This window comes from Aliikangiella marina, from assembly GCF_007004765.1.
Lineage (GTDB): Bacteria > Pseudomonadota > Gammaproteobacteria > Enterobacterales > Kangiellaceae > Aliikangiella > Aliikangiella marina.
This window is the reverse complement of sequence record NZ_VIKR01000002.1, coordinates 585,361-611,456: the sequence shown is the minus strand read 5'-3', so window position 1 is coordinate 611,456 and position 26,096 is coordinate 585,361. Positions and strand designations below refer to the sequence as shown.

Genomic DNA, 26,096 nt, shown 5'->3' with positions numbered 1-26,096 from the left:
GAAATTTAAATTAAAAAACAGTAGCACCTAACTCAGCACTAGTAACTTTTTCACGAAAGACTGCAAACAATTCACGACCGACACCAAAGTGCTGTTGTTGTTCACTTGGCTGACTAGCAGGACGGTTGTTTAGCACGTCAGTTGCGACGTTAATCGTCAGCTGTCCTTTTTCAGCATCAAGGCAAATCACATCGCCATCTTCAATCTTAGCAATGAGCCCCCCTTCCATCGCCTCCGGCACCAAATGGATCGCGGCAGGTACTTTTCCAGATGCGCCAGACATTCGACCATCAGTAACAATGGCGACTTTAAAACCGCGGTCTTGCAGTGAGCCAAGCAACGGAGTCAGTTTATGAAGCTCAGGCATGCCATTGGCTTTCGGTCCCTGAAATCGAATAACTGCAACGAAATCTTTTTCGAGTTTCCCCTTATTAAAGCTCGCTTGAAAATCATCCTGCGTGTTAAACACAATTGCAGGCGCTTCAACCAAACGGTGTTCTGGCGCGACTGCTGAAACCTTGATGACCGAACGCCCTAAATTACCAGTCAATAGCTTAAGTCCACCTTCTTCACTAAATGGTTCACTAGCAGGTCGCAAAACGGATTCATCGAAACTTTTTTCAGTGACACTTTGCCATTGAATAACTTTTTGCGATTGACTCACATCGGCAGACTGCCTAAATATTTCTGCGGTGCGATTAGCAACGATTGTAGGTTCGCTGAAATAAGACTCTAATCCTTCACCCATAATCGTTTTAACATCTTGATGTAAGAAACCAGCTTGAGATAGTTCTCGCATTAGAAAGCCCATGCCGCCAGCTGCTTGGAAGTGATTAATATCTGCAATGCCATTTGGATAAATTCGACATAACAAGGGGACTTTGCTTGAAAGCTCGGCCATATCTTGCCAGTCGATTATGATTCCGGCAGCTTTCGCCATTGCGACTAAGTGAATGGCGTGATTAGTCGAACCTCCGGTTGCGAGTAAGCCGACTAGCCCGTTAACTACGGCTTTCTCGTCAATAATATCAGCCAAAACTGTCGCAGATTCGCCTTTGGCGGTTTCTTTTGCTAACAAATCGACTGCTTTTTCAGTGAGTAAATCTCGAAGTTCAGTGTTAGGCGGAATAAACGAACTACCCGGTAGGTGTAACCCCATAATTTCCATTAGCATTTGATTGCTATTTGCAGTCCCATAGAAAGTACAGGTTCCCGGCCCATGATATGACTTACTCTCTGAAGCGAGTAACTCCGCTCGGCCAACTTTACCCTCAGCATAAGCTTGGCGCACTTTAGCTTTTTCGGCATTCCCTTGACCAGTCGGCATGGGACCTGCCGGCACAAAAACCGTCGGTAAATGGCCAAAACTCAATGCACCAATTAACAGTCCGGGAACAATCTTGTCACAAACACCAAGACACATGACACCGTCAAACATGTTATGTGATAAAGACATACCGGTTGCCATCGCGATCATATCGCGACTGAATAGCGACAATTCCATTCCAGCTTGCCCCTGCGTAACACCATCGCACATTGCAGGGACTCCACCGGCAACTTGCGCGGTAATGCCATTGCGACGGGCAGCATTTTTTATAACTTCGGGAAATCGTTGGTAGGGATGATGCGCGGACAACATATCGTTGTATGAATTTATGATTGCGAGATTGGCGGACTTTTCTTCTGCCAATAATTTTTTATCATCGGAAGAACAAGCAGCCATCCCGTGGGCAAGGTTGCCACAGCTTAGACCGGCTCGGGTACGACCTGAAACTCTCGCTTGCGCCATGCGTTGCAGATAGTCTTCCCGTGACGGACGACTCCGCTCAATAATACGCTCAGTAATCTTTTGTATGTCATTTGATAACGACATGGTTCACCTTCTTAATACGATGCTTACAAACAATTTACCACCATAAAATCTGGCATAAATTCGCATCTAGACTGGAATACGACGCAATAAACAAGTAGAACTCGCGCCATTCTATTGAGTTATTAACCCATATCGTGACACCGGTGTCAAATACAATTCAATGAATACGAATGCGGTCTGCATTCAATGGCCTTAACTTATTGATTTTATTAACTTCTAGGTGCTTTTTAGCGGTGCGCTCGAGTCGCGAACTATCAACTCGTCTGTTAGTTGAACGAGGCTGGACTCAAGCGGACGTTTATTTATCGCATCGAGCAATAAGCGCGCGGCATCTGTCGCCATATCTTTGATTGGCTGTTTTACTGTTGTTAAAGTTGGCCACAGATACCTTGAAATCGGCGCATTATCGAACCCGGCAACTGAGAGTTCTTGTGGTACGGCGATATTCTCTTGACTCGCGACTTTAATTACCCCAGCAGCCATGTAATCGTTACTGGCGAAAATAGCCGTTGGCCTAGCCGGTAATGATAAAAGCTGTTTGGCGCATTCCTCGCCTGAAGTAAAGGTAAAATAACCTTGTGCGACATAATCATTATTAAATTGAATCTGGCTTTCCTCAAGCGCGCGTCGATAGCCGGCTAATCGTTGATTAGAGACATTGTGGTCGGGATGACCTTTAATAAAACCAATCTTAGTATGTCCAAGCGAAATAAGGTAACGAGTCATTTCATAGGATGCTTCGAGATCGTTACTGATAACGCTTGGCGTCTCGTCATCGAGTATCGTCGGTCCAATTTTCGCATAAGGAATTGCTCGCGACTGCAACATCGACAAAAGATCAGCCATATCGGAAAACGGCGGCGTTAAGACTACCCCATCAAGTCGAGAATCCGTAATTAAACTTTCTAATTCCGCTAGCAAGTCTTCCCGTTCATGGTCAGTTGGGTGAATAACCAAGTGGTAACCGTTCTCATTACAAATTTCTAACGCCCCAGTTTGGACATCCGAAACATAAGTTTTGTTTGGGTTGTCATAAACCAACCCGATTAAAAAAGATTGATTAGTAGCTAGCCCTCGGGCTTGGGCACTAGGCCGATAGCCGAGCTCTTTGAATACTTCAAGAACTTTCTCTTTCGTTGCTTTACTGACATTCGGCTCATTATTTAAGACTCGCGAGACGGTCTTCTTAGAGACTCCCGCATGCTCTGCGACATCATTAATGGTGACTTTTTGCAACCCGTTCATCCTTATGTATCATGTGCAGGCCAACTTTGCCCCAATGGTGTTGATCTGTCAATTTAGGCTTTTTGATTTAAACTGGAAACGCACTCATCCCAAGCAACATTGAATTCAACGAATTGCGCTGACTTTTACAATTTTGAGGATTTGTACTAATTTTGATGAGTTGTCCACCCTACGAAGAGTAATCGTCATACCAAGCAGCGGCTCCCAATAACGCCGAGTTACCTTGGGTGACGAGTTTAACCGGAATATCAGTCAAATAATGGCTCATCTGGTCTTTGGATTTAAACGAAGTTTGAAAGTCACTGGCCTTTAAAAAGTCAACGATTCTCGGCAAAATTCCACCGCTTAAATAAACGCCCCCTTTCGCGCCTAACGCGAGAGCAAGGTCACCAGTCACCGCCCCTAACCAACTGCAGAAAAGTGCGAGAGTACGTTGACACATTTCATCACTGCCATCGAGGGCTCGTTGACTAATATCAGCTGTACGGTATGGTTCTGGCTTAGCGCCCTCAACAGCTGCCAATGCATGATAAAGGTGGCGCAATCCCGGTCCAGAAAAAACTTTTTCAATCGATACTAGCTCATATTTTCTGGAGAGTTGCTCTTTGATAGCCGCTTGCAAAGCCGTATTAGCAGCCAGTGACATATGCCCCCCTTCAGAAGCAACCACACTCACTTTACCGCCACCTTTGACTAGCGCAGCAACGCCAAAACCAGTTCCCGGCCCAACAACAGCAATCGGACATCCTTCCACAGCCTCGCCTTGGTTAATCGTAGTCAAGCAAAGCGGATCGAGGTACTGGACTGCGTAGGCATAAGCAGCAAAATCATTGATTACTTGGAGCTTAGAGAGCCCCAATGCATCTTGCGCTTTGGGTACCGTAAAACTCCAGTTCAAGTTAGTCAATTTAATGTTTTCGCCCGCCACAGGTCCCGCTACCGCGAGACAAGCGCCACTCACGCTCTCACCAGAAAGCGTATCTTTGTAACACGATACAGCATCTTCGAGACCATCAAATTCCGCACTCGGGAATGTCTGTTGGTTCTCAACGGTAAATTGTCGGCTCACTTTATCAATCGAGGTCACTAAGCCGAATCGCGCATTAGTTCCACCGATATCGGCAACAATGTAGGGGTAGCAGGTTTCATGGTTTTGCATTTAAACAATCTCTGAAAAATCGCCGTGAACATTAAGTTACACGACAATCCAATTAAAACTTCCGAGAAAGTCAATAAATGCTTTCTCTATTTGTCATTTTGAGATATTCTCGTGGCACTTATGATACCGGTGTCATTTAGCATTTGTCAAAGGTAGATTGCACGAAATTGGTGCATTTTTGCGCAATGTTAGATACTTTTAACGACATTTACTGATAAACTGCTTGTTGATGCAAACAGCCTTTAATCCGGCATGGACATCCGGTATATTGCACCGTAACCTTTATTAATATCTTTATGACTAGCAGTGCAGCTACCCACTGCATTGACATTTTATTATCAGGTACACGCTTTCAGTCACCCAACTGACCAGCGATAATAATAGCGACAGGAGCCTGGATTGAAAGGTAAAGCGACATCATTTGACATTGCCCATCAAGCGGGTGTCTCTCAATCGACTGTGTCTCGTGCATTACGCAACAGTCCCTTAGTCAATGAAGAAACACGCGAAAAAATTCATCGCATCGCCAAAGAGCTCAACTACAAAGTTGACAAGAATGCGAGTAATTTAAGGTCACAACAAAGCGGCACGATAGCTTTACTGCTTTTCCAAGACCCAACAAGTGACGACTCACAAATAAATCCCTTTTTCTTGTCGATGCTAGGCAGTATCACTCGAGCCTGTACCCAGCGGGGGTACGATTTATTAGTGTCATTCCAACAACTCAGTGACGACTGGCATGCCGATTATGAAGATTGTCACAAAGCGGATGGAATCATTTTGCTTGGTTATGGCGATTACACCGATTACGAAGAGAAGCTCCTCCAATTAGAGGAACAGAAAACTAATTATGTACGCTGGGGTGCGGCTAATGAAGGGCATCCAGGCATCTCTATTGGTTGTGATAACTTCCAAGGTGGCTTCGAAATCACCGATCATTTAATTCAATTGGGACGCAAAAACATCGCTTTTATTGGCGGAGCTGGAATAGGCTCGCCAGAGTTCTTTGACCGCTATAAGGGCTCCTGCGCGGCGCTCGAAAAAGCGGGACTGAAGCCTAATCCGAAATTACAAATCGACACGATAACAACGGAACAATCTGGTTATGCTGCTGCACTTCAATTGCTCGCACTTAAACAACCATTCGATGCCATTTTTTGTGCCAGTGATTTAATCGCTATCGGCGTCATCAAGGCATTAAGAGAGCGCGGAGTTAAAATTCCCGAAGAAGTCGCTGTGGCCGGTTACGACAATATCCCCCTCTCTGAGTTTATCCGGCCAACTTTAACAACTGTTCAACAGGACACTAAACTTGCCGGCGAAGTGTTAGTCAATACACTCATCGATAAAATTCATGATAAGTCAGTGAAAACAACCATGCTGCCTGCTAAGCTAATCATTCGCGAATCTTGTGGCGTAGCAAAAAAATAAAGTCATTATCAAACAAATTTTTACTCGTCTTTTAACCGAGAAGGTTGTCTGACTTAAGGATCACAAATGGGGCTACTTAGTCTTTTTAAAACTCAACGAAGCCGCCCCAAAATTTTTCAAAAAGTCTCTCATGAGCTACTTTCTGAACTGGCTGAAAACAACGCGTGGTTAAGTGATTATCTCGAGCATCAAGATAAGATTGCTCGAATCAACTGGCAAGGGGTTTTCACTTATCTAGAACAAAGCGCTGTTGATAAAAAACATCTGATAACTCACCAAGAATTAACCCTGCTTTGGTTGAATCAATTGAGAAGTCAACTATCGCAACAATTTTTCATCTACCAATCTGATCACTTCATTATCCTCTCCAACGGAGACGATAAATTTCTCAACAAACTTTTTAAAATGACTGAGGCTATCTATCGCCGAATAAAAAGTGCCTTAGCGGATATTTTGGACCCTAAATTTGATGCTGCCGAAAACTTTAAGCATCCGATTTTTGTTACCAGTGATATCGATTTGTACTACGACTATGTCAGTTACTTTTACCCTGAAGATGGCGAATTTCAACAAAGTAGTGGCGTGTTTTTGCGCTATGGTATCAATCACTTTGTCGTTCCAGAAAGCGAGTTTGAACAACTTGAGGCGGTAGTTGCTCATGAGCTCACGCATGCAATGCTCAGTCACTTATCTTTACCTGTTTGGGTAGACGAGGGACTAGCGGTCAATACCGAAACGATGATTACACGGCAGGCAAACTATCGCTTAAACCCGCAAAAAAACTCTCGCCATAATGACTTTTGGAATGAGAAAACGATTCAAGAGTTTTGGTCTGGAGAAGGTTTTCAAAAACCGGGAGAAACGAGCGAACTCTGTTACCACTTAGCGCAAATTATTGTTGCTTCTATGGCAGAGGAGCACCCGTCCTTCGTCGAGTTTGTAAGAAATGCAAAATATCCTGACAGTGGTGAAGCGGCTGCATATAAAGTATTTGGTGGAAGCTTAGGTGCAATAATCGAGCAGTTCTTTGGACCTGGCGATTGGTCACCCAAACCAGACCAGTGGTCAGCCAACCAATAAGACGGGCTTAAAGTTGCAATCAAATAGACATCGAAAAAAAAGCGTGTTTCATACTTAAGCTAACACGGCCCAATTGGAATACGATGAAAAAGACATTGCCACAAAGCCCACAGCTATTTCTTGCAGTGGACAAAGTGGCATAAGTGATTTCACTAAAAACCATAGGTCGCTATTAGATTAAAGTTTTGAGGGGTACCCGGTTGGACCCAGACATCTGCAAAAGAATTCACATAATAAGTCTCATCAAAAAGATTATCGACCTCAAAACGAACTGAAAGCGAATCTGAAACTTGATAGTTCGCAAAAGCACGCGCGACGGTATAGCTAGGTAACTCAAAGTCTGTACCAAAAAAGCCATTTCGCTCACTGACATACAAGATACCAGCTCCATATTCAAAGAGCTTTCCATCAAGTTCAGATGAGTTAACCAGTTGAAGGGTTAGTTGGTGTTCTGGAATATTAAGTAACGGACTTCCGGCTTCTACAGTGAAGCCAAAGTTTGCATCGAAAAAAGCATTTTCAGTTTGTGCATCAACATAAGTATATGAAGCCCAGAGATCTAATCCATCAGCAATTTGTCCATTTAAATCTAACTCGAAACCTTGACTACTTGCTTCACCAATGGCTGCACTCGTGAACGCTTGAGGATCGTCTACTACTAAAATATTTTCCTGCTCAACTTTGAATAGCGCGATAGTTCCAAACAAGTCACCATTATTAAGGGCAAATTTTACACCAACCTCCATTGAGGTTGACTGATTGGGCTCAAAACCATTGCCATTAGCATCGCTCCCAGAAAGCGGTCGAAAGTTTTCGCCATACGCGGCATAAACTGAAAGACTATCTGAGGACTCATAAACAATGCCAAATTGCGGGCTGGTTCTTGATTCAGTTTGCCGAGTGAGTGTATCTTCTCTTCGATTATTAAGTTGTTGCTTGTAATCGTCATACCTTAAGCCTAATCGAATATCGAGTTTATCGGTTAGGCTAATTTGATCTTGAATGAAAATCCCAACGGATTCTTGAATTTCTACTCGGTCAGTATTCGGCCCGGGCGTTGGAAGCGGATACGCTCCATAAACTGGATTAAAAACATTAATGAATTGATCCCCCCTAACTCGCAAAAACACTTGATCATTTTCAAATTTATCCGAATCCATGCCGATAATGACTCGATGTTGCAAGTCCCCTAATTCAAACAGTCCCGTTATCTCTGCACGAAAAACTCGATACACGGCATCATAATCCCGAGTTCGGCGAAACCGGTTTATTTCTCCATCTACAACATCGCCAAAACCGGTTTCAGTCGCAGCGCCTTCCAGAGAGGTGTCGCGGTAGTTAAAGCCTAACAAAGCGCTCCAGTCTTTGTTGAAATCATGTTGAAACTCTAATTGGTGACCAAGTACATCGGCTTCCATGGGCCCATCACCAGGCTCTCCAAGAAAGCGACTCTCGGGAATCAAACCGAGAACACCATCAATAGCAATGACACCTCGGTCAAAAGGGACCTCTTGGTGACTGTACTCTAATTCGTAAATTAGCTTACTGCTATCAGTAATCGCCCATGCGATAGATGGACTAAAACCTTGCGCTTGCGACTCAATAGTATCGCGGAAACTACCAGCATCTTTCGCATAACCGACCAAGCGGATTGCAACTGAGTCAGAGAGGGGTGCAGTATAATCTGCATCCAATCGATAAGTATCAAAGCTACCTGCAGCGAAGCTGAACTCACCATTTGTTTCGAAGGTCGGACGCTTAGTAACCAAATTGATTGTTCCACCCGGTTCGCTTCGTCCAAATAAAGCAGCTCTTGGCCCCTTTAAAACTTCAATCGACTCTATACCCGATAAGTCTCTCGATCCGCCAAATCCGCGGCCTGCGTTGAACCCATTGACCAAATAATTACTAGGTAAATTTTCGTCACCAACAAAGCCTCGAACTGCGAAGCTGTTCCAAAGCCCCCCAAAATTATTTTGTCTCGCGACTGAGCTCGATAAATCTAATGCCTCAGATAAATCAAGCGCTCCCGCATTTTTTAAAATTTCCGAGCTAATTTCCAATTCTGATTGCGGCGTTTCTAGTGGTTCAAAATTTCCCTGATAAGCTTGACGAGAGCCGATAACCACGACTCGCTCATCCTCCTCATCGGCGATATCAGTTTTTTCCTCTGCATACACCGCAGGATTTATTGTTAAAGCACTTCCAACTAAAGTAGCCAGATACGCTGGTTTAAGTCCCTTGCTAAAATTCATAATTATTAACCTTTCTAATTTTAATTTGAGAAATATTCATCTTTTCAATGTGCATTAATTCAATCAACAAGTTCACTAAATGATTAAGCTATACACGAAATTGTGTCCGTTCAGTTAATTCAGTTCTTGTGGCCCCTTAATGGATTGCTCATAGGTAGGTAGGCGGTTTAATAGCGATTTATCGAATGGCTCGACGGAAAATAACCAAGGGTAATATGACAGCCTCAACGAGTGGTGAAACCGACGAATTTGACTTTCATATTCAATAGCCGCTATTGCGTCAGTATCCGCTAGTCGCGACAGTCTCTTTTGAATGAACATTGGTGGAGACAAAAATGCAACATAACCTGCAAGCCTATGTTTTTTGATCCCTGCTTTTCGATAGTCTTGAGAGAGCGGTGCGGCAACTTGATCGCCAACTTGTTGGAAGGCGTAGTACCATTTCCATTCGAAGCTATTACCAACTTCTGTATGTGCTTCATAGTTTGGATGTGTAGCGATGAATGCATTCATGGTGGTCTCCACAGGAAGATCCCACGCGTCATTCACCGCCTCTCTTTGAGTCAGCAATATTTCGCTTCCTTTCGGAGAGTTTACTAATTGATTAACTAGCAGGTTTCCGAGAATTGGAATGATAAATGCAAAAAGCACCCAGATTCCGATTAACCTCGAAGCAACCTTAGGAGCGCTAGTCGATCGCCTGCCCCAAAAAACACTTAATAGAACCCAGAAAATAAAGTAGACTGAGCACCAGAAAGAAATTTGAAACACATCGAACAATGAGGCGTCACTGAGATAGGCGCCACAGTAAAAGGGAAGTAAAAGGGCTAGATATAGTGCGACTACACGAACCGTTATTCTCGCTCCCCAGAAAGCATAAGATGATCGCGTCGTACTGATCAATAAATCATATCGTCCGCCGTTACGTTCGTTTGCGAACAAGTCATGAAATAGCAGAATTATCAGTAGCGGGGATAGCGCACTTATAACAAAAGCGAAATCAATTTTCCCCGCTTGTGCAAGTTCAGCGTTTTGCGCGTCGCTCTCATAAATTTGTCCTTCTAATGCGAGCATGCGGATACGATGTTTCCACGGATAAGTATCGCGTTCACCAAGCGCAGCAAATGCTAAATTAGAAGGCTCTGAATAAGTTAAATGAAAACTATAGTAAGCTAACATCCCAGGATCATCGTATTTCGACTGAACCTCAGCTCTGTCAATTTTATCCGCTTTTTTGAGACGTTCGATCGTCTGTCTTTGCTCACTAACTTCTGTTAAACCCGTCGCGATCGAAAAAGTCGAAACCAAAAAACTACATAATAAAAGCACTACTACGTAGCGCTGTTGAAACATAAAACGCCATTCTCTTGAAAGATGATTCATCATAAGGTTCGTCTCCCAATAAAACGGATAAGAAAACATAGCAACGCAATCCATATTAACAACTGCATAAGCCCAAGCAGACCTCTGGATAATCGCTTCGAAGCATCATCAATAGAAAACTTGAATCCTTGTATTATTTTCCAATTCGACGCGCTAACTCGCGCTTTTCTATTTTCCTCTTGTCCTTTATTTCGATTAATATCATCTATATAATTCAGTTGTTCCATGTGAGTTTTATTCAAAGATTGAACAAACTTAAACCGCAATTCTTCTGTTTCTCTCAAAAAACGATGGTGAGTCTCAATACTTGTGCCTGCACTAATCATTGAAAACGATCTGATGGCTATCTTCGGTGACAACCAACCGAAAAGCCGAGCCACTTGAGTTTGCCTGAGTTCTTTTTGCATTCGCTCTTCAGCAAACTGATTAAGTACTTTCGTCAACTCTGCCTCCGAAGCACTCGCTACGGCACCTCTAAAATTAATTGGTAGCTCTTCTACCGACCCAACTTTATATTTCTTTAACAGAGAGCTTTTTAATTGATTAAAGGCAGGATCATTTGCATTATGACCGTCTCCTAGTTGTCTTAAAGCGGCGATAACCGCAAAGTCAGTCTCAAGCTTTCCTTCAATTGGTACGGACACCGAAGCCGTCGAACTCGCAACACGCGGCATTACAATACATACTAATATCCAAACAATAGCTAGCCCTGAAAAACTCTCACTGCTTTTCGAAAATAATGCAGAAATCAATAAAATGAAAAGTATCCAAATAACCAAATAGAGCAGATAGGCCAATAGAAAACTAGCGACAACCAGTGAGCTTTCCCCTTGGGCAACGGTGAATACGCCGGAAATGCAGAGCGGAAACAAGACGAGGCAAGCAACAAAAAATAAAGCAACACCTTTCCCGATGATTAGCGAATAAAATGATACTCCCTGAGCAACCAGAAATGTTAATGTCTGTGACTCTCGCTCTCTACTTATTGAGCTATATCCAATCAATACCAACAATAATGGCGCTATCACTTGAACGATAAAAGCGGGAGATAAGCTGCCTAATTTTGTCAGTCCCGTCGTTTGCTTTTGTTCGGCAAACATCGCGGTATTCTGGCGGTGCCCTTCCAAAAATATTGAGTTCCCGGTGTAAGCGTCGACGCCAGGATCCAGCATGCTCAATGGAGCCGGAACCCTAAAAGCATAATGGCCATAGTGAACCATTCTATGTGGATGACGATCAGGCTGCTGTAAGAATGTTTCTTCAGACTTATTCTGCGTCGCTTGTCTTTGCTCACTCAATTCATGCATCTTAACCGCGGTAACAACGACCGAAGACAGCGTCAGAATTATCCCTATTACAAGTACCGATACAGCCAGTTTGGAACGAGACCAATATCGCAATTCATCTTTTGCGACAATCCAAACTTGTGTTTTCCATTTATCACTCATTTGGCTGCCTTTGCGCAAATGCAGCATGAACGAGTTCAGTATCTATCCTTCCCTCATCCGGAGCCTCGAACTCACCAACGAGCTCTCCTCTTCGAAGCAAACCAATACGGTCAGCGACTTGACAGGCACCATAGACATCGTGAGTCACCATTAAAATTGTCGCGCCGGCTGAGGCTAACTCGGTGACTAATTGGTTAAACTCATCGATTGCAACGGGATCTAAGCCAGAAGTCGGTTCATCGAGTAAGAAAATCGGTGCCTCTCGTAACACAGCTAAAGCGATTGCTGTTTTTTGCCGCATACCTTTCGAATAAGTTAACAATTGTCTATCCCAGGAATCGCTTTGAAGTCCAACAAGTTTAAAAGCGCTCTCAATTTCGTCATTAGACTTTTTTATATCAGCCAGCGACAAAAAATATTCGATATTTTCCTTGGCCGTTAAATGAGGGTAAAGCGAGGCGTTTTCCGGTAAGTAAGCCGTTTTTTTTCTCACCGAAACTAAGGCATCTCCGACGCTTTCACCATCTATAATCGCTAAGCCACTTTTCGGCTTGTTGAAGCCTAATAACGTCTTTAGAGTCGTCGACTTTCCCGCACCATTTCCACCAAGCAAGGCGTAAATTTCTCCTTTGCCAACTTTAAAGTTTAAATCTTTAAGGACGGAGATACCCTTGATTTGAACGCAAAGTGATTGAGACTCAATCACGGTCTTATTTTGTCTGCTAGTCACCTGTACCCACTTCACTGAATGTCGTGTTCATTAAAAAACCAAGCGATGATATATCATATCATATAATCAGGCAAATCGAATACAAACAAACTTTGAACAAAAGTAGCTCAAAGACGAATCAGCGACTGTCACTCAATCAAAAATTTGTAAAAGCGTACTGACGATATAGAGTTAGCTAACAATCTAAACGATTATTTTTACAGACTATTACAAGTTGCGAGTTTATGGTTTGAGCCTAGTTTCAATAATAAAAACATACTTATCGAGGTCATAAATATGAAAAAATATGCTTTTAATTCAAAAGCAAATCTAAATATTCTAATCGTCACTATCTGTTCCATTTTTTTTGCTGGATGTGGTTCAGATGAAGAAGCGCTTTTTGGACCTTGTATCGTTATTAATCAAGAACCGGTATTAAACTTAGTCAGCGCGATTAATGAATCGACACAAGAACCGATAGAGCAAATTCAACTCAGTAACATCCGAATTAATGGCGGAACTGAATTGGATTTTATCGAGGAAAGTCCCCCTTTTAGTCACAACATTGAAGTTGACTATGAACAAGATATTCTTACCTGTACATTGCCATGTGGATTCGGTAAAGCCGAAGGAGAATGGGAATTCACGGCAACTGCCGCAGGTTACCAAGAATCAGACAAATCAATATTCGCCTCTTACGGAGTGTTTGACGGAGGCTGTCCAGCATATCTGCGAGAAGGCACAGAGGCTACGGTAATTTTAACGCCAACTACCAACCTTAAAAATTGATCAAGCTTAGCGAAACAAAGATAAAAGCGAGTGTGGGATACTAATCAGCGGTTTGACCCGGTGAAGGTTGCTGATACATCTCCACTCGGTTTCTGCCTTTTTTCTTGGCCTCATAAAGCGCGAGATCAGCATTCGCTAAAAGTTTTGATAATGACAAGCTAGCGTTGCCTGACGCGACGCCAAAACTGGCTGTAACTTTAATTACAGTACCTTCGTAATCAAAAGAAGCTTTTTCTAATAGTTGACGGGCCCGCTCTGCAATGGCCAAACCTTCTTGCGGACTGGAGGTAGGAATAAGCATTACAAACTCCTCACCTCCCCACCGGCCAACCATGTCCATTCGTCGAAGCTCAAAAGAAAGGATCTCAGACGCTTTTTGAATGATGAAGTCACCTGCATTATGCCCATAGGTATCATTAACTTGTTTGAAGTGATCTAAGTCAACAATAATTGTGCACAACTCTAATTTTTTTCTGCGTAATTGATTGTACCGTCTTTGGATAAAATTTCGATTGGGTAAGCCGGACAAATGATCGAGTTCTATTTGATTCTCAAGCCGTCTTTTATAAAACATCACAAAGTAAAAACTCGCAATAAATAAAAGCGCAACTAAGGAAAATGCAATTAAGGTATTGTCGATGAAAGACTTGGTGATTTGCGCTTGTCTCTCCTTCAGAGGAACTAACAACAACAACCGCCAATTCAACTCTTCAATTGTAAATTCAGAAATTAAAAAATCTTCATCCTCATTACTAATCAATAAGCTGTCTAAATCTTGCTGCTGCTTTATACTCTCTTGGTACCACTTTAAAGAATCCAACTTTGGAATGTGTTCTCCGGTTACAACTAGGTCGGGTAACGACGTTAAAATAATATCGTTTACGTCATTTACAAATAAAAAATCGTAACCATATTGTTTTTTGTATTGTTGGAATGAGTCCAAAAAAGTCTGAAGGCGCTTACCGACACCAACGAATCCCAAAAACTCATCATTACTGCCATATATTTTTACATCAAAAAACAAATGAACATCACCAACTTGCCCCAAATCAGCAATAACATCCTGCTCTACTTTTAGTGCTTCAAAATACCAAAATACCTTTCCTTCAATTAGATCGATAACATTGCCGTCAGAGAAATATTGCTTGCGAGCTTTTTCGCTTGCGACGAAAAACACCATACCGGTTTTATCATGTAATCGCTTTAATTGCGCCAACAGTACCGCTTCATCGATTTGAGCAGTCTCCAAACTATTATTAAAATCCAAAGAACTCGCAAAGGTTTGCGCGATGTGTAAAGGTTTGAGTAATTGTTCGTTAACCAGGCGATAAACAGGAGAAATTGCTTGCTGCTGAACTTTACTTTGTTCCGCTACAACATTATTGATCGCAAAGTAAGTCGCATATATAAAGGCAACTGACAAAAGCGCTACAAGCAAAAGTGTAATAAATTGAAAGTTTCTGATGAGATGCAAACTACAATCCATTGGTGTCAACAGTAAACTAGTCGTCGAGTATACCTTGTGAATTTTTCGGTTACCAGACGTTTGCAACTAACAGCTGACGCATTTTCCCCCTGTTAAAAGCTGACCAAATAGTCAAGAATGGCCGCTAACGTAGGGGAATTAACCCATTAATTCGATTCGCCGTCTTTGAAATAGTGTCAATAACAAGATAAAAATACTTAAGCCACCTAAACTACCTGAGCCACTTGAACTTGTCATTTGTGCTTCAATAAAAACGGTACGACTAGTTGTACTCTCTAACCCCTCATTGTCTGTTACTCTTAGGGTCAAAGAGAAACTCCCTGGCTCGGCATAACGATGCGTTGGATTTTCAAGTGTTGAACGGTTGCCATCACCGAAGTCCCAAAGGTATGACACAATCGTTCCATCGGAGTCAGAAGAAGTGTTAGTAAACTGGATGGTCATTGCATCAACCTCATTATGAACAAAAGATGCTTCTGGAACAAATTGACCATTAGCGGCATAAACCGCAGCAAGCGCATTAATAATTCCATAACCGTTTAAGTTATCCGGATTTGAAGCTTGCCCCGCAGAATTTCTGATTAGCTCGCGTACTTCCGATGCCGTTAAATTTGGCGAAGACTCTAGAAGCAGTGCAGCAACTCCCGCGGTCAGAGGACAAGAAAACGAAGTACCATTAGCATTACCATAACCAGTGTCCGACAACGAGCTGGCAACTAAAACACCTTGTCCCATCGCCATCACATCAGGTTTAATTCGTCCATCGGCCGATGGGCCATAAGAGCTAAAGCTAACCCGGCTACCACTAGCATCAACAGCACCAACAGCCAATACTGAGTTGCCATCTGCTGGCGCACCAATTGTATTTGATTGGGCAACATTTCCACCGTTGCCAGCAGAATTTATGACGACAATACCACTTTCAGCGATCAAATCAGCGCACTGAGTGACGATGGTGGTATTGCCATCCATATCGTCGGGAGAATAATTAACGCCCTGATCAAATACGGTATAACCGAGTGAACTGGTAATAATTTGTGCACCATTAGCGTCCGCCCATTCGGCTGCGGCACACCAATTATCCTCTTCAACATGTAGTTCCGATTCATTATTTTCAGTTTTCGCCAAGTAATACGTTGCACCATACGCAGGACCAATTAATATTCCTGGACTGAAACCACCAATAACGCTGAGGGTATTAGTGCCATGCGAACCGGTACCCATGTCCGACTCATCCGCAACATTGCCATCGTTATTAACGAAATCCCACATACCTGCGATATCCATTTGACTAAAACTTTCATGGCTTAAACGATTAAAGCCTGAATCAAATACAGCGATAACAACGCCATTACCGCTCAAACCCATGTCATGGACTTCAGGGACATTAATTTGATTATTTTGAGTGAACGAATTGCCATACTCCAGCATCATACTATTCGCCGTTTTCTGCGATTGACCGGGAAGGGAATTCTCAAGCGAAACAGTCACTGGTGGCGTTGGTTGACGTTTTAATTTGCTAATTAAATCAACTTTTTTAACAAAAGACAGTCGAGTGATTTCTTGCAGCATTTGCGGCGTGATCTCGGCTGAAACCGCATTGAGCATTTTAAGTTCATGGCGAATTTTAACGACCCGACTTTTGACCTGATTAATATAGCCAGACTCTAAAGGGATATCTTCAAAAACAATCGCTCTCGCTTCTCCCCGATTTAACACTCTTCTTTTGAGCGCCAATTCATTAATATTTAATTTTACCGAGTTGAGTTTATTGGTAACATCGCTCCCTTTATCAGTAAAATAGATCATTATCGGAAAAGCAACTTGCGATTGGCCGCGCTCTTCCCTCAGTTCGAGTACACGAGCTTTCAACTTTGTCGACAGTTTACTATTTTGTTGAAGACTATCGGGGACTGAATATGACAAGGCGATGGGAGAGCTAATCAACGATATCGCCATCCAGGAGAGCCCCATTAAATTACTTAGCTTCATTTTCAGTTTCAACTTTTACTTTTAATTCAACTTTTTGAATGACTTCACTCAACGATTAACAATTAACGAGCCAGTCAGCACCCCATCACTCTCTCAAACTAGTTTTGATCAATTAGCGCCGAATCTAAATCCTCACTTTTGATGCCAACCCGCTCCGCTCGTTTTTCCCATTGTTTACGAGCAAAATGCTGCATATCTTCAATCGTGTCAACTTCATCCATAATTTCAAAGCCTAATATTGTTTCAATGATATCTTCCATCGTCACAATACCGGATAGTCCGCCGTACTCATCAACTAGAATTGCGAGGTGCTCTTTACGCTCCATCAACTGCTCAAAACAATTTTTTAAAGTTAGCGTGTTGGGAGCCACAAAGACGGGACGCTTAATTGAGTCCAGCAGCTTCTCGCCATGCCCTTTCGCAGCCTGTAAAAAGATATCAGTCTTAAGCACATAACCACTGATATCTTCATGGTGCTTATCATAAACAGGGAAGCGCGAAAACGGTAATACCTCGACATGTTTAAAAATGGTTTCGATGTCACTATTTTGATCAAGAGAGTGAACCACCGGTCGCGGCGTCATCACATCGGAGGCCATGAGTGTTTCAAAAAATACGAAGTTCTTCAAAGCACTGACTTCCGTTTCTTCAAATACGCCATGCTCTGCGCCTAAATCAGCCATTGCAGCAAATTCTTCTCGAGAAAACTGTTCTATATGGTCGTCTTTAGAAAATAAACGGGTAATTTGTTGGCATAACCATACTAATGGCATCAACAAAATAATCATCACTTGGAGAATTTTGGCCGTCAGGAAAGATAACTGTCGCCAGTAGCGTGCACCTAAAGTTTTAGGAATGATTTCTGAGAATATTAGTATCAATAACGTCAAAACCGCCGAAGTGATTGCTAAAGACGAACTTCCAAAAACGACCTGAGCTTGCGCGCCTACTCCAGCGGCTCCGACTGTGTGCGCGATAGTATTTAGGCTTAATATTGTCGCCAGCGGCTTATCAATATCCTCTTTGTAACCGCGTAAAATTTTACCATGTGGTTTTTCTTCCGACTCGAGCATTGCAATATAGGAATCGTTCATCGACAACAAAACGGCTTCGAGAATAGAACAAAGAAACGATACACCGATCGCTAACAGTAAATAAAATATGAGTAGTGTCACGAATTAACCCGTTGAAAAAGCGTAACTTTATAGATATCAAACTGCCAGCTTATAGGGGAAAACAACCAAACTCAAGTGATTCTCGGTGTGAATGATACATTGAGCGTAACAAGATATTGAAAAGCCTCCGCTCGGGAGGCTTTTTCTAAGTAACACTATGATTTTATTGCATTAATTTATCTAACACTGTAACCATATCTGAATTGGTATTTTTCTGATTTAACCAATAAACAGCCACTCCGTGCGGTGGTACTTTACGGACTAATTGGTCCTTAACGGTTATTATTTCACCAGTAAACGCTTCGACCCAGTCTCCGGAGCTCAGGTATTTCTCAACCACAAAATCATGGGATACATCGCCCTTATTTAATAATACGAGTGCCGTTTGGTATTCACCTTGGTGTTCATAAACGCGATAAAATGCAGCCGTGTGTCCTACAAAATCGAGATTGACCTGCAAGCCCCTTTGTAGCGCAATCGAGTTTTTTCTGACATTCGCAATTCTTTTTAATGCGTTGTGAATAGGGTGAGACTTAGCAATTTCAATGCGCTCTTGGCCAAAGTAATTACGATTTCCCTGGTGTTCAGACGTCCCCGCCATAAAACCAATTTCTGAACCATAGTAAACAACTGGAATCCCGCGAGAAGTAAAAAGCCAATTATGGACATTGATAAATCCATTTTCATCAGTATTAATTCGCGACATATCGTGATTGTCATAAAAGGTCGCTAAATCATACGGATTTGCATAGGGCCCTTCCTCTAAATACAGATACGATAACAACTCACTATAGTCACTGCTTGGATTCTCAAAAACTTTTAGCATTGCCTCGCGACCAGGAAAGTCTAACACGCTGATCGAGCCGTTTTCTGGCTGCGTATGTTTTCCGATAAACTCTGCGTCGAACGAATAACTCTCCGCAAACATATAAAGTCCAGGGTGTCTTTCTCTCATTTCATCCGCCCACTTTTTCCAAAAACTATTGGGCATATGTTTAATCGTGTCGATTCTGATAGCTGCAGCGCCTTGCTGAATCCACTGAGAGTGAGCCTCAACAAAATAATCTAAGACTGCGGGGTTGCTCTCATTAATATCCGAAAGCTGCATCAGATCTTTCTTACGATTATAAAACTGATGTAAAGGGTTATCATGGTCTAACTGTTCAGGCTCAAGATTTTGATGATCCGCGACTAACTGCCCTGATTTATCATACAGCTTTCCAAAATCCCCCAGTTGCGACGGCATTGAAAATGCTGGCGAGCCGTGATTTGCAACTACATCTAAAACTAATTTAATACCGTAGTCTGCTTTCAGTTGGGTTGCTAAATCTTGATACCTAAGGTCCTCAGAAACCCAGTGCTCATCTTCGATAAAAAAGTTGGTACCCCAGTATCCGTGATAGCCAGTTTTACCTCCATCCTTAAAAGCGCCTCCAAACTCAATCGGTTCGCCGCCAGAAAAAGCGTGGTCAGGGTTATCGACTATTGGCGTTAACCAAACTGAAGTAAATCCCATATCTTTGATATACTGCGCGTTGTTTAATATGCCCCGAAAATCTCCTCCCATATAGCCGACATAAGCCATTTGGTTACCGGGACCTTTGAGCGGATTTTGAAAAGTATTATGTTCGCCACCCTGTTCGGGATAATTATTGCTTGGATCACCATCAACAAATCTATCGGTCATTGCAAAGTAAATCGCCTCGCTTGCAAAAGGCTCTAGTGTTCCATAGTAGGAACGCTCGGTGCTTACGAAACGAGTTTCCTGTGCCGACTCATTTTGTTTCGAATCTGTTGCTGGCTGACAAGCTGCGATTAAAATACTCGTTAAACTCAAAAATGTCAGTTGTTTAATCTTTAGTGAATGTTCACTCATAAATTTAGAACCTATACCAAATTAGTTGTTAGTCTGCGTGCTGAACTCTTAATGTAAGCAATCCTGCTAGAACCATACTCGAACCACCAATCACCAAAGCAAATATGGTTTGCCCACCAAAAAACTTGTTGACGAGAAATCCAAGAATACTTGCCGCTAGAATCTGTGGGAGCACAATAAAAAAGTTAAATATCCCCATAAATAGCCCCATTTTTTTCATCGGAACGGAATTCGATAACAGCGCATATGGGAGGGAAAGTATCGATGCCCACGCAAAACCGACACCGATCATTGGAACAACCAGCCACTTGGGATCTTTAATCAATATAAACGAGATAAAGCCAATTCCACCCAGTAATAAATTCGCCGTGTGGGCAATTCTTAAATTAAACCAACGAACCACAAATGGGATTGAAATCGCCGCGAAAACAGCGGCAACATTGTAAGCTGAGTTTAAGATCCCAACCCAGTCAGCGCCTTGATTAAAAGCCGCTGATGCGACATCACTGGTACCGTAATGATGAGAAGTAATTGCCGGTGTTGACGATGACCACCAGGCAAAAAATGGAAACCATGAGAAAAACTGCACGACTGCTAACTTACGCATTGCATCAGGCATATTAAACAGGTCCACCATTATTTGAGAGAATCCATTGTTATTATTTCCCGTTTGTTCCAACAAGCCCGCGATAATTTGAAAGACGCCAAACAATAATAAACCGCTAGTGAGTAGTAACAGATTTTTATCGAGGGCTTCGATGTTGAAGGCAACCAAAATGGTGGATACAATTCCGCTCGCAGCCCAAATGAATCCGCCGGAAAAAAACTGCTTTGATGAACGAGTCGGTTCGGGTAAATCAGGCTGATTATCAAGTTCTCTTTCCGCTCTCTCAAACGCTTCTAATTCTTCTGGCGAATATTCTTTTGTCGAAACGACGGTCCATAACACGGCAAGAAAAAATAAAATTCCACCGGCATAAAAAGCAAATTTAACTGACTCAGGAATTTTGCCGAGTTCAGCCTCATTGCTAATCCCAAACCAATTGGTCATCATCCAAGGTAGCGCTGATGCAATTACCGACGCGACGCCAATAAAAAAGCTTTGCATCGCGTATCCCAAACCGCGTTGATTTCGTGGCAACATATCGCCAACAAAAGCTCGGAATGGCTCCATCGAAACGTTAATCGATGCGTCCATAATCCAAAGCATACCGGCAGCAATCCATAAGGTCGGTGAATTAGGCATAATTAACAAAGATAAACTTGCAACGATCGCCCCATATAAAAAGTACGGTCGACGACGGCCAAGTTTGCCCCAAGTATTGTCGCTCATATAACCGATAATCGGTTGAACAAATAATCCCGTAATCGGCGCGGCAACCCAAAGAATGGTCATATTGCTGTAGTCAGCACCTAGCGTCTGAAATATCCGACTGACATTACTATTTTGCAGCGCAAAGCCAAATTGAATACCAAAAAAGCCGAAACACATGTTCCAGATATGCCAAAAAGAGAGTTGAGGTTTTTGCATAAAATTCCTTCCTAAGTCGCTTTAGTTTGACGACAACAAACGACTAATCATTATTGTTCTAGTTGCGTTGCCTGGTGGGTCATGAATCGATTAATGATTAGAATGAGCGCCATTGAGCTTATCAAAGTTATAAACATTAAATGGATGTAATGCAATGGCGACCAAACGAAAGTAAAGATCGCATAAAGCGCAGCGCCAAACACCAAACCGATTTTCACGGGAGTTCCTCTGACATTTTTAAATAACATCGCCATCAAAAAAGCCGCTAGTACAGGCATACTGTAAAGACCATTTAATTGTTGGAGTAAACCGATAATACTTTCCGATTTTTCAAATAGAGGGACTAGCATCACCGATGTCATTGCAAAAATCAGCGCGACTCTTTGGCCGACTTTTTTTACATCAACTTCCGGATTAAAAAATTTCTGGTGCAAGTCGCAAGTATAAAGCGCCGAAGCCGAGTTTAAGCATGAGTTAAAACTGGATAAAACAGCACCCGCAATTACTGCAGCAAATGCTCCAGACAACCAGGCAGGTAAAACGTCTCCAACAAGTTTTCCATAAGCAACATCACCAACATCGCCATAAAGTTTAAAAGCAATCATTCCCGGCAGGACAACGATAAACGGAATCAACAACTTAAAACCAATCGCTACGTAAATACCTTTCTGGGCCTCTTTTACCGTATCGGCAGCCAGAGCTCGCTGCACGATTACCATATTGGTCCCCCAATAAAAAATGTGAATAAAAGCCATCCCGGTTAATAAGGTATGCCAAGGAATATCCGATTCATTACTGCCAATTAAGGTCACACGTTCCGCAGGTAAACCAGATAGATCAAAATCAATAGCATTGAGTGCAAACACAGTAACGGCTAAACCCATGACTAACAATCCAGCACCATTAAATGTATCTGAAACTGCAATGGCTCTTAGTCCACCAAAAATGGCATAAATTGCGCCGACTATTGCAAACAACCCGGCAATAGTTGTAACTGACATAGTAAGACCAAACATAGACTTCATAAACAAGCTACCGGTGTATAGCACCACCGGCAGCAATATGAACATGTAACCAAATAAAAATAGCCCCGAAACTAAAGCGCGAATTCCATGATCTTGGAATCGATGCTCAAGCAGTTCAGTAGTGGTCGTACACTTATAGCGGTAGTACAGGGGGATTAAAAACTTGGCCAGTACCAATAGTCCGATCGCCGCACCAAATTCCCACCAAGCCACGAGAAAAGATTGAGCCCCGTTCATACCAACAATTTGCTCAGCGCTAATATTGGTTAACAGGATTGAGCCGGCCACAAACGGCCAAGATAGCGTACCACCAGCCAAAAAATACTCTTTACTATTACTGGTATTTCTGGGGGCGGCACGACATTTGAGATACGTTATCAAGCCGACGAGTCCTGTCAAGCCTAAGAATACCGCTAACTGAAGTGCATTTGTCATATTATTATTTCACTCCACCCCTATTAAATTTCAGTGGTAAATTTTTAAATCATGTCAGTACTGTATTAAACAATCTTAGTACTTGATGGTGGTATTATTTAAAGCATTACTGTCACACGACGAACTGGTGCTTTAAAAATACTATACACCTAAAAATCTCAGTTTAAGATAACCACATCACCTATTGCTACGAGCGTAAAACTTATTTCCACCGACTCATTCAATAACATTAAAAAAAGCCAAGAATGACATGCAATGGCTCTAGATTGTGCTAGTTTTACGACGAATAGACTTAAAAAGACAACCTTTTTCCAATACATACGTATGCAGGGTAATTATTTTTTGAATACGTATGTATTCGGTTGCCTTAATGTCACACCATCAAGTAATTTAATCCTTAAAATACGGATAAGTGAGGCTAGTCACATCTGGTGCCAGGGAGTTCACCTAAACAACTTAAAAACCCAAAAAGAGTTACAGCCAAAAACAACAAGTATATCTTTGATTTTTAAGTAAAAATAACAAACTACCGATTACAATTTATGCCTAATACGAGAAACTATTTCGCCGCATAGGCTGTTTGCAAAACACCGGGGCTTCGACCAATCCGCGCAACTATTACAAACTGATATAAGTTGTGACGTACTAAAGGGCCATAATAAGTAGATGGTCGGCAACGAATATCTGTTTAAACCGAAAAAAGAAATGAATATGACAAGCAAATCGAGAAAAAACATTACCGTCAAAGCATTTAAAGCGAGAATTCAGCATCATCTCAACTTTCATGCCGTTGATCTCAGCCATTCTATCGACAAAAAAGCGATTCTTATGGCGGTATGCTCTAGCGTGAACGAAATAGTGTTTGATAAGTTACAGTCAACCAATATACGTCGTCACGAGCGAAATAGCCGTTCAATCAACTATCTATCATTAGAGTATTTGATGGGGCGCATGCTTTCCAACAATTTACACAATTTGCAACTGTTCAAGACGGCTCAAGCAGCAACTAAAGAGTTGGGATTCGAAATTGAGGACATTTTTGAAGAAGGACATGATCTCGCCTTAGGGAACGGTGGTCTCGGCCGATTGGCTGCTTGCTACCTCGATTCATTGGCAACACTCGATTACAACGCAATGGGTTATGGAATCCATTATGAGCACGGATTATTCGAGCAACAGTTCTACAATAACCGGCAAATCGAGTCACCAGATGAATGGCGTGAATACGGTAATCCCTGGGAAGTTTGCCGCCCCGAAGCTGAGCAAGAAATTCCTCTCTATGGCCACGTTGAAACGGTCGCCGAAACTGATGGAACCCTGCGCAAGGTTTGGCATCCAGGACAAATTATCAAAGGCGTACCTTGGGATGTTCCAATTGTTGGTTACAATTGCGAAACCGTCAATGTGTTGCGACTTTGGGAGAGCCGAGCCTCAAGTCATTTTGACTGGGAAGCCTTCAATGCAGGCGATTACCAGGATGCCAACTCTGCACAAACCCAAGCGGAAACCATTTCAAAAGTCCTCTATCCAAACGACTCCACTGCAGCAGGTAAAGAATTGCGCTTTATCCAGCAATATTTTTTCTGCGCATGTTCAATCAAAGATATCATTCGTCGCTATTTAAAGCATCACGACGACTGGTCCCAGTTCGCGGACAAATTCGTAATCCAACTCAATGATACCCATCCAACGATCGCCATTTTGGAGTTGATGCGGTTATTGTTAGATGAGTATCGGTTTAGTTGGGATAATGCATGGCAAATGTGTAAACAAGTTTTTGCTTACACCAATCACACATTATTGCCAGAAGCGCTTGAGAAATGGAGCGTTGAACTTTTTGAGACTATTTTGCCAAGACATTTAGAGATCCTCTACCGCATCAATGAGGAATTTTTAAATGGTCAAGTTGATAAAATGTGGCCTGGCGATACTGCAATGCGACGCAAACTTTCTTTGATTGAAGAAGGCCAGCAAAAAATGGTTCGCATGGCCCACTTGAGCGTCATAACAAGTTTTAAAGTCAATGGTGTTGCTGAAATTCACTCAGAACTGGTTAAGCAAGATTTGTTTCCGGAATTTCATAAGCTCTACCCCAACAAACTAACCAATGTAACTAATGGAATCACACCCAGACGATGGCTGAAAGCTTGTAATCCTGCTTTGTCTGATTTGATTAGTAAAAAAGTCAAAGGTGACTGGGCAAAAAACCTGTCATTATTATCAACGCTTACCGACTACGCTGAAGATAAAAAATTTCAGCAACAATTTATGCAAGTGAAACGCGAGAATAAAGTTAAACTTAGTGAAGAAATTAAAAAACTGACTGGCGTTTCGGTTAATCCCGATGCAATTTTTGACGTCCAAATTAAACGGCTGCATGAGTACAAACGACAACATCTAAATTTGCTGCATATACTCGCTTTGTATCGCCGACTGTTAGAAAATCCGAGGCTTGACATTAACCCTCGTGTATTTATCTTCGGCGCAAAGGCTGCACCCGGTTATTATTTGGCCAAGGAAATCATCTATGCGATTAATTGTGTCGCTGAGAAAATTAATAATGACGCGCGAATAAATGACAAACTTAAAGTTGTTTTTCTACCTAACTATCGCGTTAGTCTTGCAGAAAAAATTATTCCCGCCGCAGATGTATCAGAACAAATATCAACTGCAGGTAAAGAGGCTTCAGGGACCGGTAATATGAAACTCGCTCTTAACGGCGCAGTAACTATTGGTACACTAGATGGAGCGAACATTGAAATCGCGGAAGAAGTTGGCGATGACAATATCTTTATCTTCGGCAAAACCGTTGATGAAATTAAAGCGTTAAATCGTCAAGGCTATGATCCGGTGTCTATTTACAATAGCGAGCCAGAATTAAAATCTATTATTGATTGGTTAGATTCCGACTACTTTACACCTGGAAAATTTGGTGAACTTTCAGCGATTACTCAAAGTCTGTTGAATGACGGTGATCATTACAAAGTATTGGCTGACTTTGTCTCCTATTCGCAAGCCCAAGAAGCATTGGATAAAGCCTATAAGGATCAAGCTGGCTGGGCAAAGATGGCCATCATGAATACTGCTATGATGGGTAAATTTACATCTGATCGTTCAATTGAAGATTACGCAAATAACATTTGGTCTTTAGACAAAAACCTTCCTGCGACTCAAGCAGTTAAGTTAGCATCTGGAGAATAGGTG

Annotated in this window: 17 protein-coding genes; 4 read left to right on the top strand and 13 right to left on the bottom strand. The window is 42.3% G+C overall.

Going from position 1 to position 26,096, the window contains the following annotated elements:
* Positions 1–10: 10 nt before the first annotated feature.
* The 3 genes from edd to glk all read right to left on the bottom strand — a co-directional run bounded on the left by edd (position 11) and on the right by glk (position 4,277).
* Positions 11–1,873 carry a phosphogluconate dehydratase gene (gene edd / locus FLL45_RS08965; RefSeq protein ID WP_142941678.1) on the bottom strand — a complete coding sequence of 621 codons (1,863 nt, stop codon included), beginning with the start codon at positions 1,871–1,873 and terminating at the stop codon, positions 11–13.
* Between the two features lie 216 nt (positions 1,874–2,089).
* Entirely contained in the window at positions 2,090–3,109 is a 1,020-nt protein-coding gene (locus FLL45_RS08960; RefSeq protein WP_142941677.1) for a LacI family DNA-binding transcriptional regulator, read from the bottom strand.
* A gap of 178 nt (positions 3,110–3,287) precedes the next feature.
* A complete protein-coding gene (glk, locus tag FLL45_RS08955) occupies positions 3,288–4,277 on the bottom strand; it encodes a glucokinase (RefSeq protein WP_142941676.1) in 990 nt (329 codons plus the stop codon).
* Positions 4,278–4,676: 399 nt separating this feature from the next.
* Between glk and FLL45_RS08950 the strand changes: the two genes are divergently transcribed.
* Positions 4,677–5,708 (top strand): LacI family DNA-binding transcriptional regulator, encoded by a 1,032-nt coding sequence (locus tag FLL45_RS08950; RefSeq protein ID WP_142941675.1) that lies wholly within the window; start codon positions 4,677–4,679, stop codon positions 5,706–5,708.
* A gap of 66 nt (positions 5,709–5,774) precedes the next feature.
* Complete coding sequence (locus FLL45_RS08945) at positions 5,775–6,788, top strand: hypothetical protein (protein WP_142941674.1); 1,014 nt, start codon at positions 5,775–5,777, stop codon at positions 6,786–6,788.
* Between the two features lie 152 nt (positions 6,789–6,940).
* Here FLL45_RS08945 and FLL45_RS08940 read toward each other — a convergent pair whose 3' ends face one another.
* The 4 genes from FLL45_RS08940 to FLL45_RS08925 all read right to left on the bottom strand — a co-directional run bounded on the left by FLL45_RS08940 (position 6,941) and on the right by FLL45_RS08925 (position 12,604).
* Positions 6,941–9,043, bottom strand: a complete 2,103-nt coding sequence (locus tag FLL45_RS08940; protein ID WP_142941673.1) for a TonB-dependent siderophore receptor — start codon at positions 9,041–9,043, stop codon at positions 6,941–6,943.
* A 114-nt stretch (positions 9,044–9,157) separates the two neighbouring features.
* Positions 9,158–10,429 (bottom strand): DUF3526 domain-containing protein, encoded by a 1,272-nt coding sequence (locus FLL45_RS08935; RefSeq protein WP_142941672.1) that lies wholly within the window; start codon positions 10,427–10,429, stop codon positions 9,158–9,160.
* The gene (locus tag FLL45_RS08930) at positions 10,426–11,874 is read right to left on the bottom strand and encodes an ABC transporter permease (RefSeq protein WP_142941671.1); all 1,449 of its coding nucleotides are present in this window, start codon (positions 11,872–11,874) and stop codon (positions 10,426–10,428) included. The genes FLL45_RS08935 and FLL45_RS08930 overlap by 4 nt, the downstream gene beginning before the upstream one ends.
* Complete coding sequence (locus tag FLL45_RS08925) at positions 11,867–12,604, bottom strand: ABC transporter ATP-binding protein (protein WP_142941670.1); 738 nt, start codon at positions 12,602–12,604, stop codon at positions 11,867–11,869. Before FLL45_RS08925 ends, FLL45_RS08930 begins: the two co-directional genes overlap by 8 nt.
* 276 nt (positions 12,605–12,880) lie before the next feature.
* Here FLL45_RS08925 and FLL45_RS08920 point away from each other — a divergent pair, with 276 nt between their 5' ends.
* Positions 12,881–13,372 (top strand): hypothetical protein, encoded by a 492-nt coding sequence (locus tag FLL45_RS08920; RefSeq protein WP_142941669.1) that lies wholly within the window; start codon positions 12,881–12,883, stop codon positions 13,370–13,372.
* Between the two features lie 40 nt (positions 13,373–13,412).
* On the opposite strand, the gene FLL45_RS08915 is transcribed toward FLL45_RS08920, so the two are convergent.
* The 6 genes from FLL45_RS08915 to FLL45_RS08890 all read right to left on the bottom strand — a co-directional run bounded on the left by FLL45_RS08915 (position 13,413) and on the right by FLL45_RS08890 (position 22,892).
* Positions 13,413–14,846, bottom strand: coding sequence for a sensor domain-containing diguanylate cyclase (locus FLL45_RS08915; RefSeq protein WP_185964386.1), 1,434 nt, complete (start codon positions 14,844–14,846; stop codon positions 13,413–13,415).
* 150 nt (positions 14,847–14,996) lie between these two features.
* The gene (locus FLL45_RS08910) at positions 14,997–16,850 is read right to left on the bottom strand and encodes a S8 family serine peptidase (protein ID WP_142941667.1); all 1,854 of its coding nucleotides are present in this window, start codon (positions 16,848–16,850) and stop codon (positions 14,997–14,999) included.
* Between the two features lie 98 nt (positions 16,851–16,948).
* Positions 16,949–18,025, bottom strand: coding sequence for a CNNM domain-containing protein (locus FLL45_RS08905; protein WP_142941666.1), 1,077 nt, complete (start codon positions 18,023–18,025; stop codon positions 16,949–16,951).
* A gap of 163 nt (positions 18,026–18,188) precedes the next feature.
* Positions 18,189–19,901, bottom strand: a complete 1,713-nt coding sequence (locus tag FLL45_RS08900) for an alpha-amylase family glycosyl hydrolase (protein ID WP_142941665.1) — start codon at positions 19,899–19,901, stop codon at positions 18,189–18,191.
* Positions 19,902–19,929: 28 nt separating this feature from the next.
* Positions 19,930–21,432: an MFS transporter gene (locus tag FLL45_RS08895; protein WP_142941664.1), complete on the bottom strand. Its 1,503-nt coding sequence runs from the start codon at positions 21,430–21,432 to the stop codon at positions 19,930–19,932.
* A 50-nt stretch (positions 21,433–21,482) separates the two neighbouring features.
* The gene (locus FLL45_RS08890) at positions 21,483–22,892 is read right to left on the bottom strand and encodes a solute:sodium symporter family transporter (protein ID WP_142941663.1); all 1,410 of its coding nucleotides are present in this window, start codon (positions 22,890–22,892) and stop codon (positions 21,483–21,485) included.
* A gap of 711 nt (positions 22,893–23,603) precedes the next feature.
* On the opposite strand from FLL45_RS08890, the gene FLL45_RS08885 reads away from it, so the two are divergent.
* Entirely contained in the window at positions 23,604–26,093 is a 2,490-nt protein-coding gene (locus tag FLL45_RS08885) for a glycogen/starch/alpha-glucan phosphorylase (RefSeq protein WP_142941662.1), read from the top strand.
* Positions 26,094–26,096 lie beyond the last annotated feature (3 nt).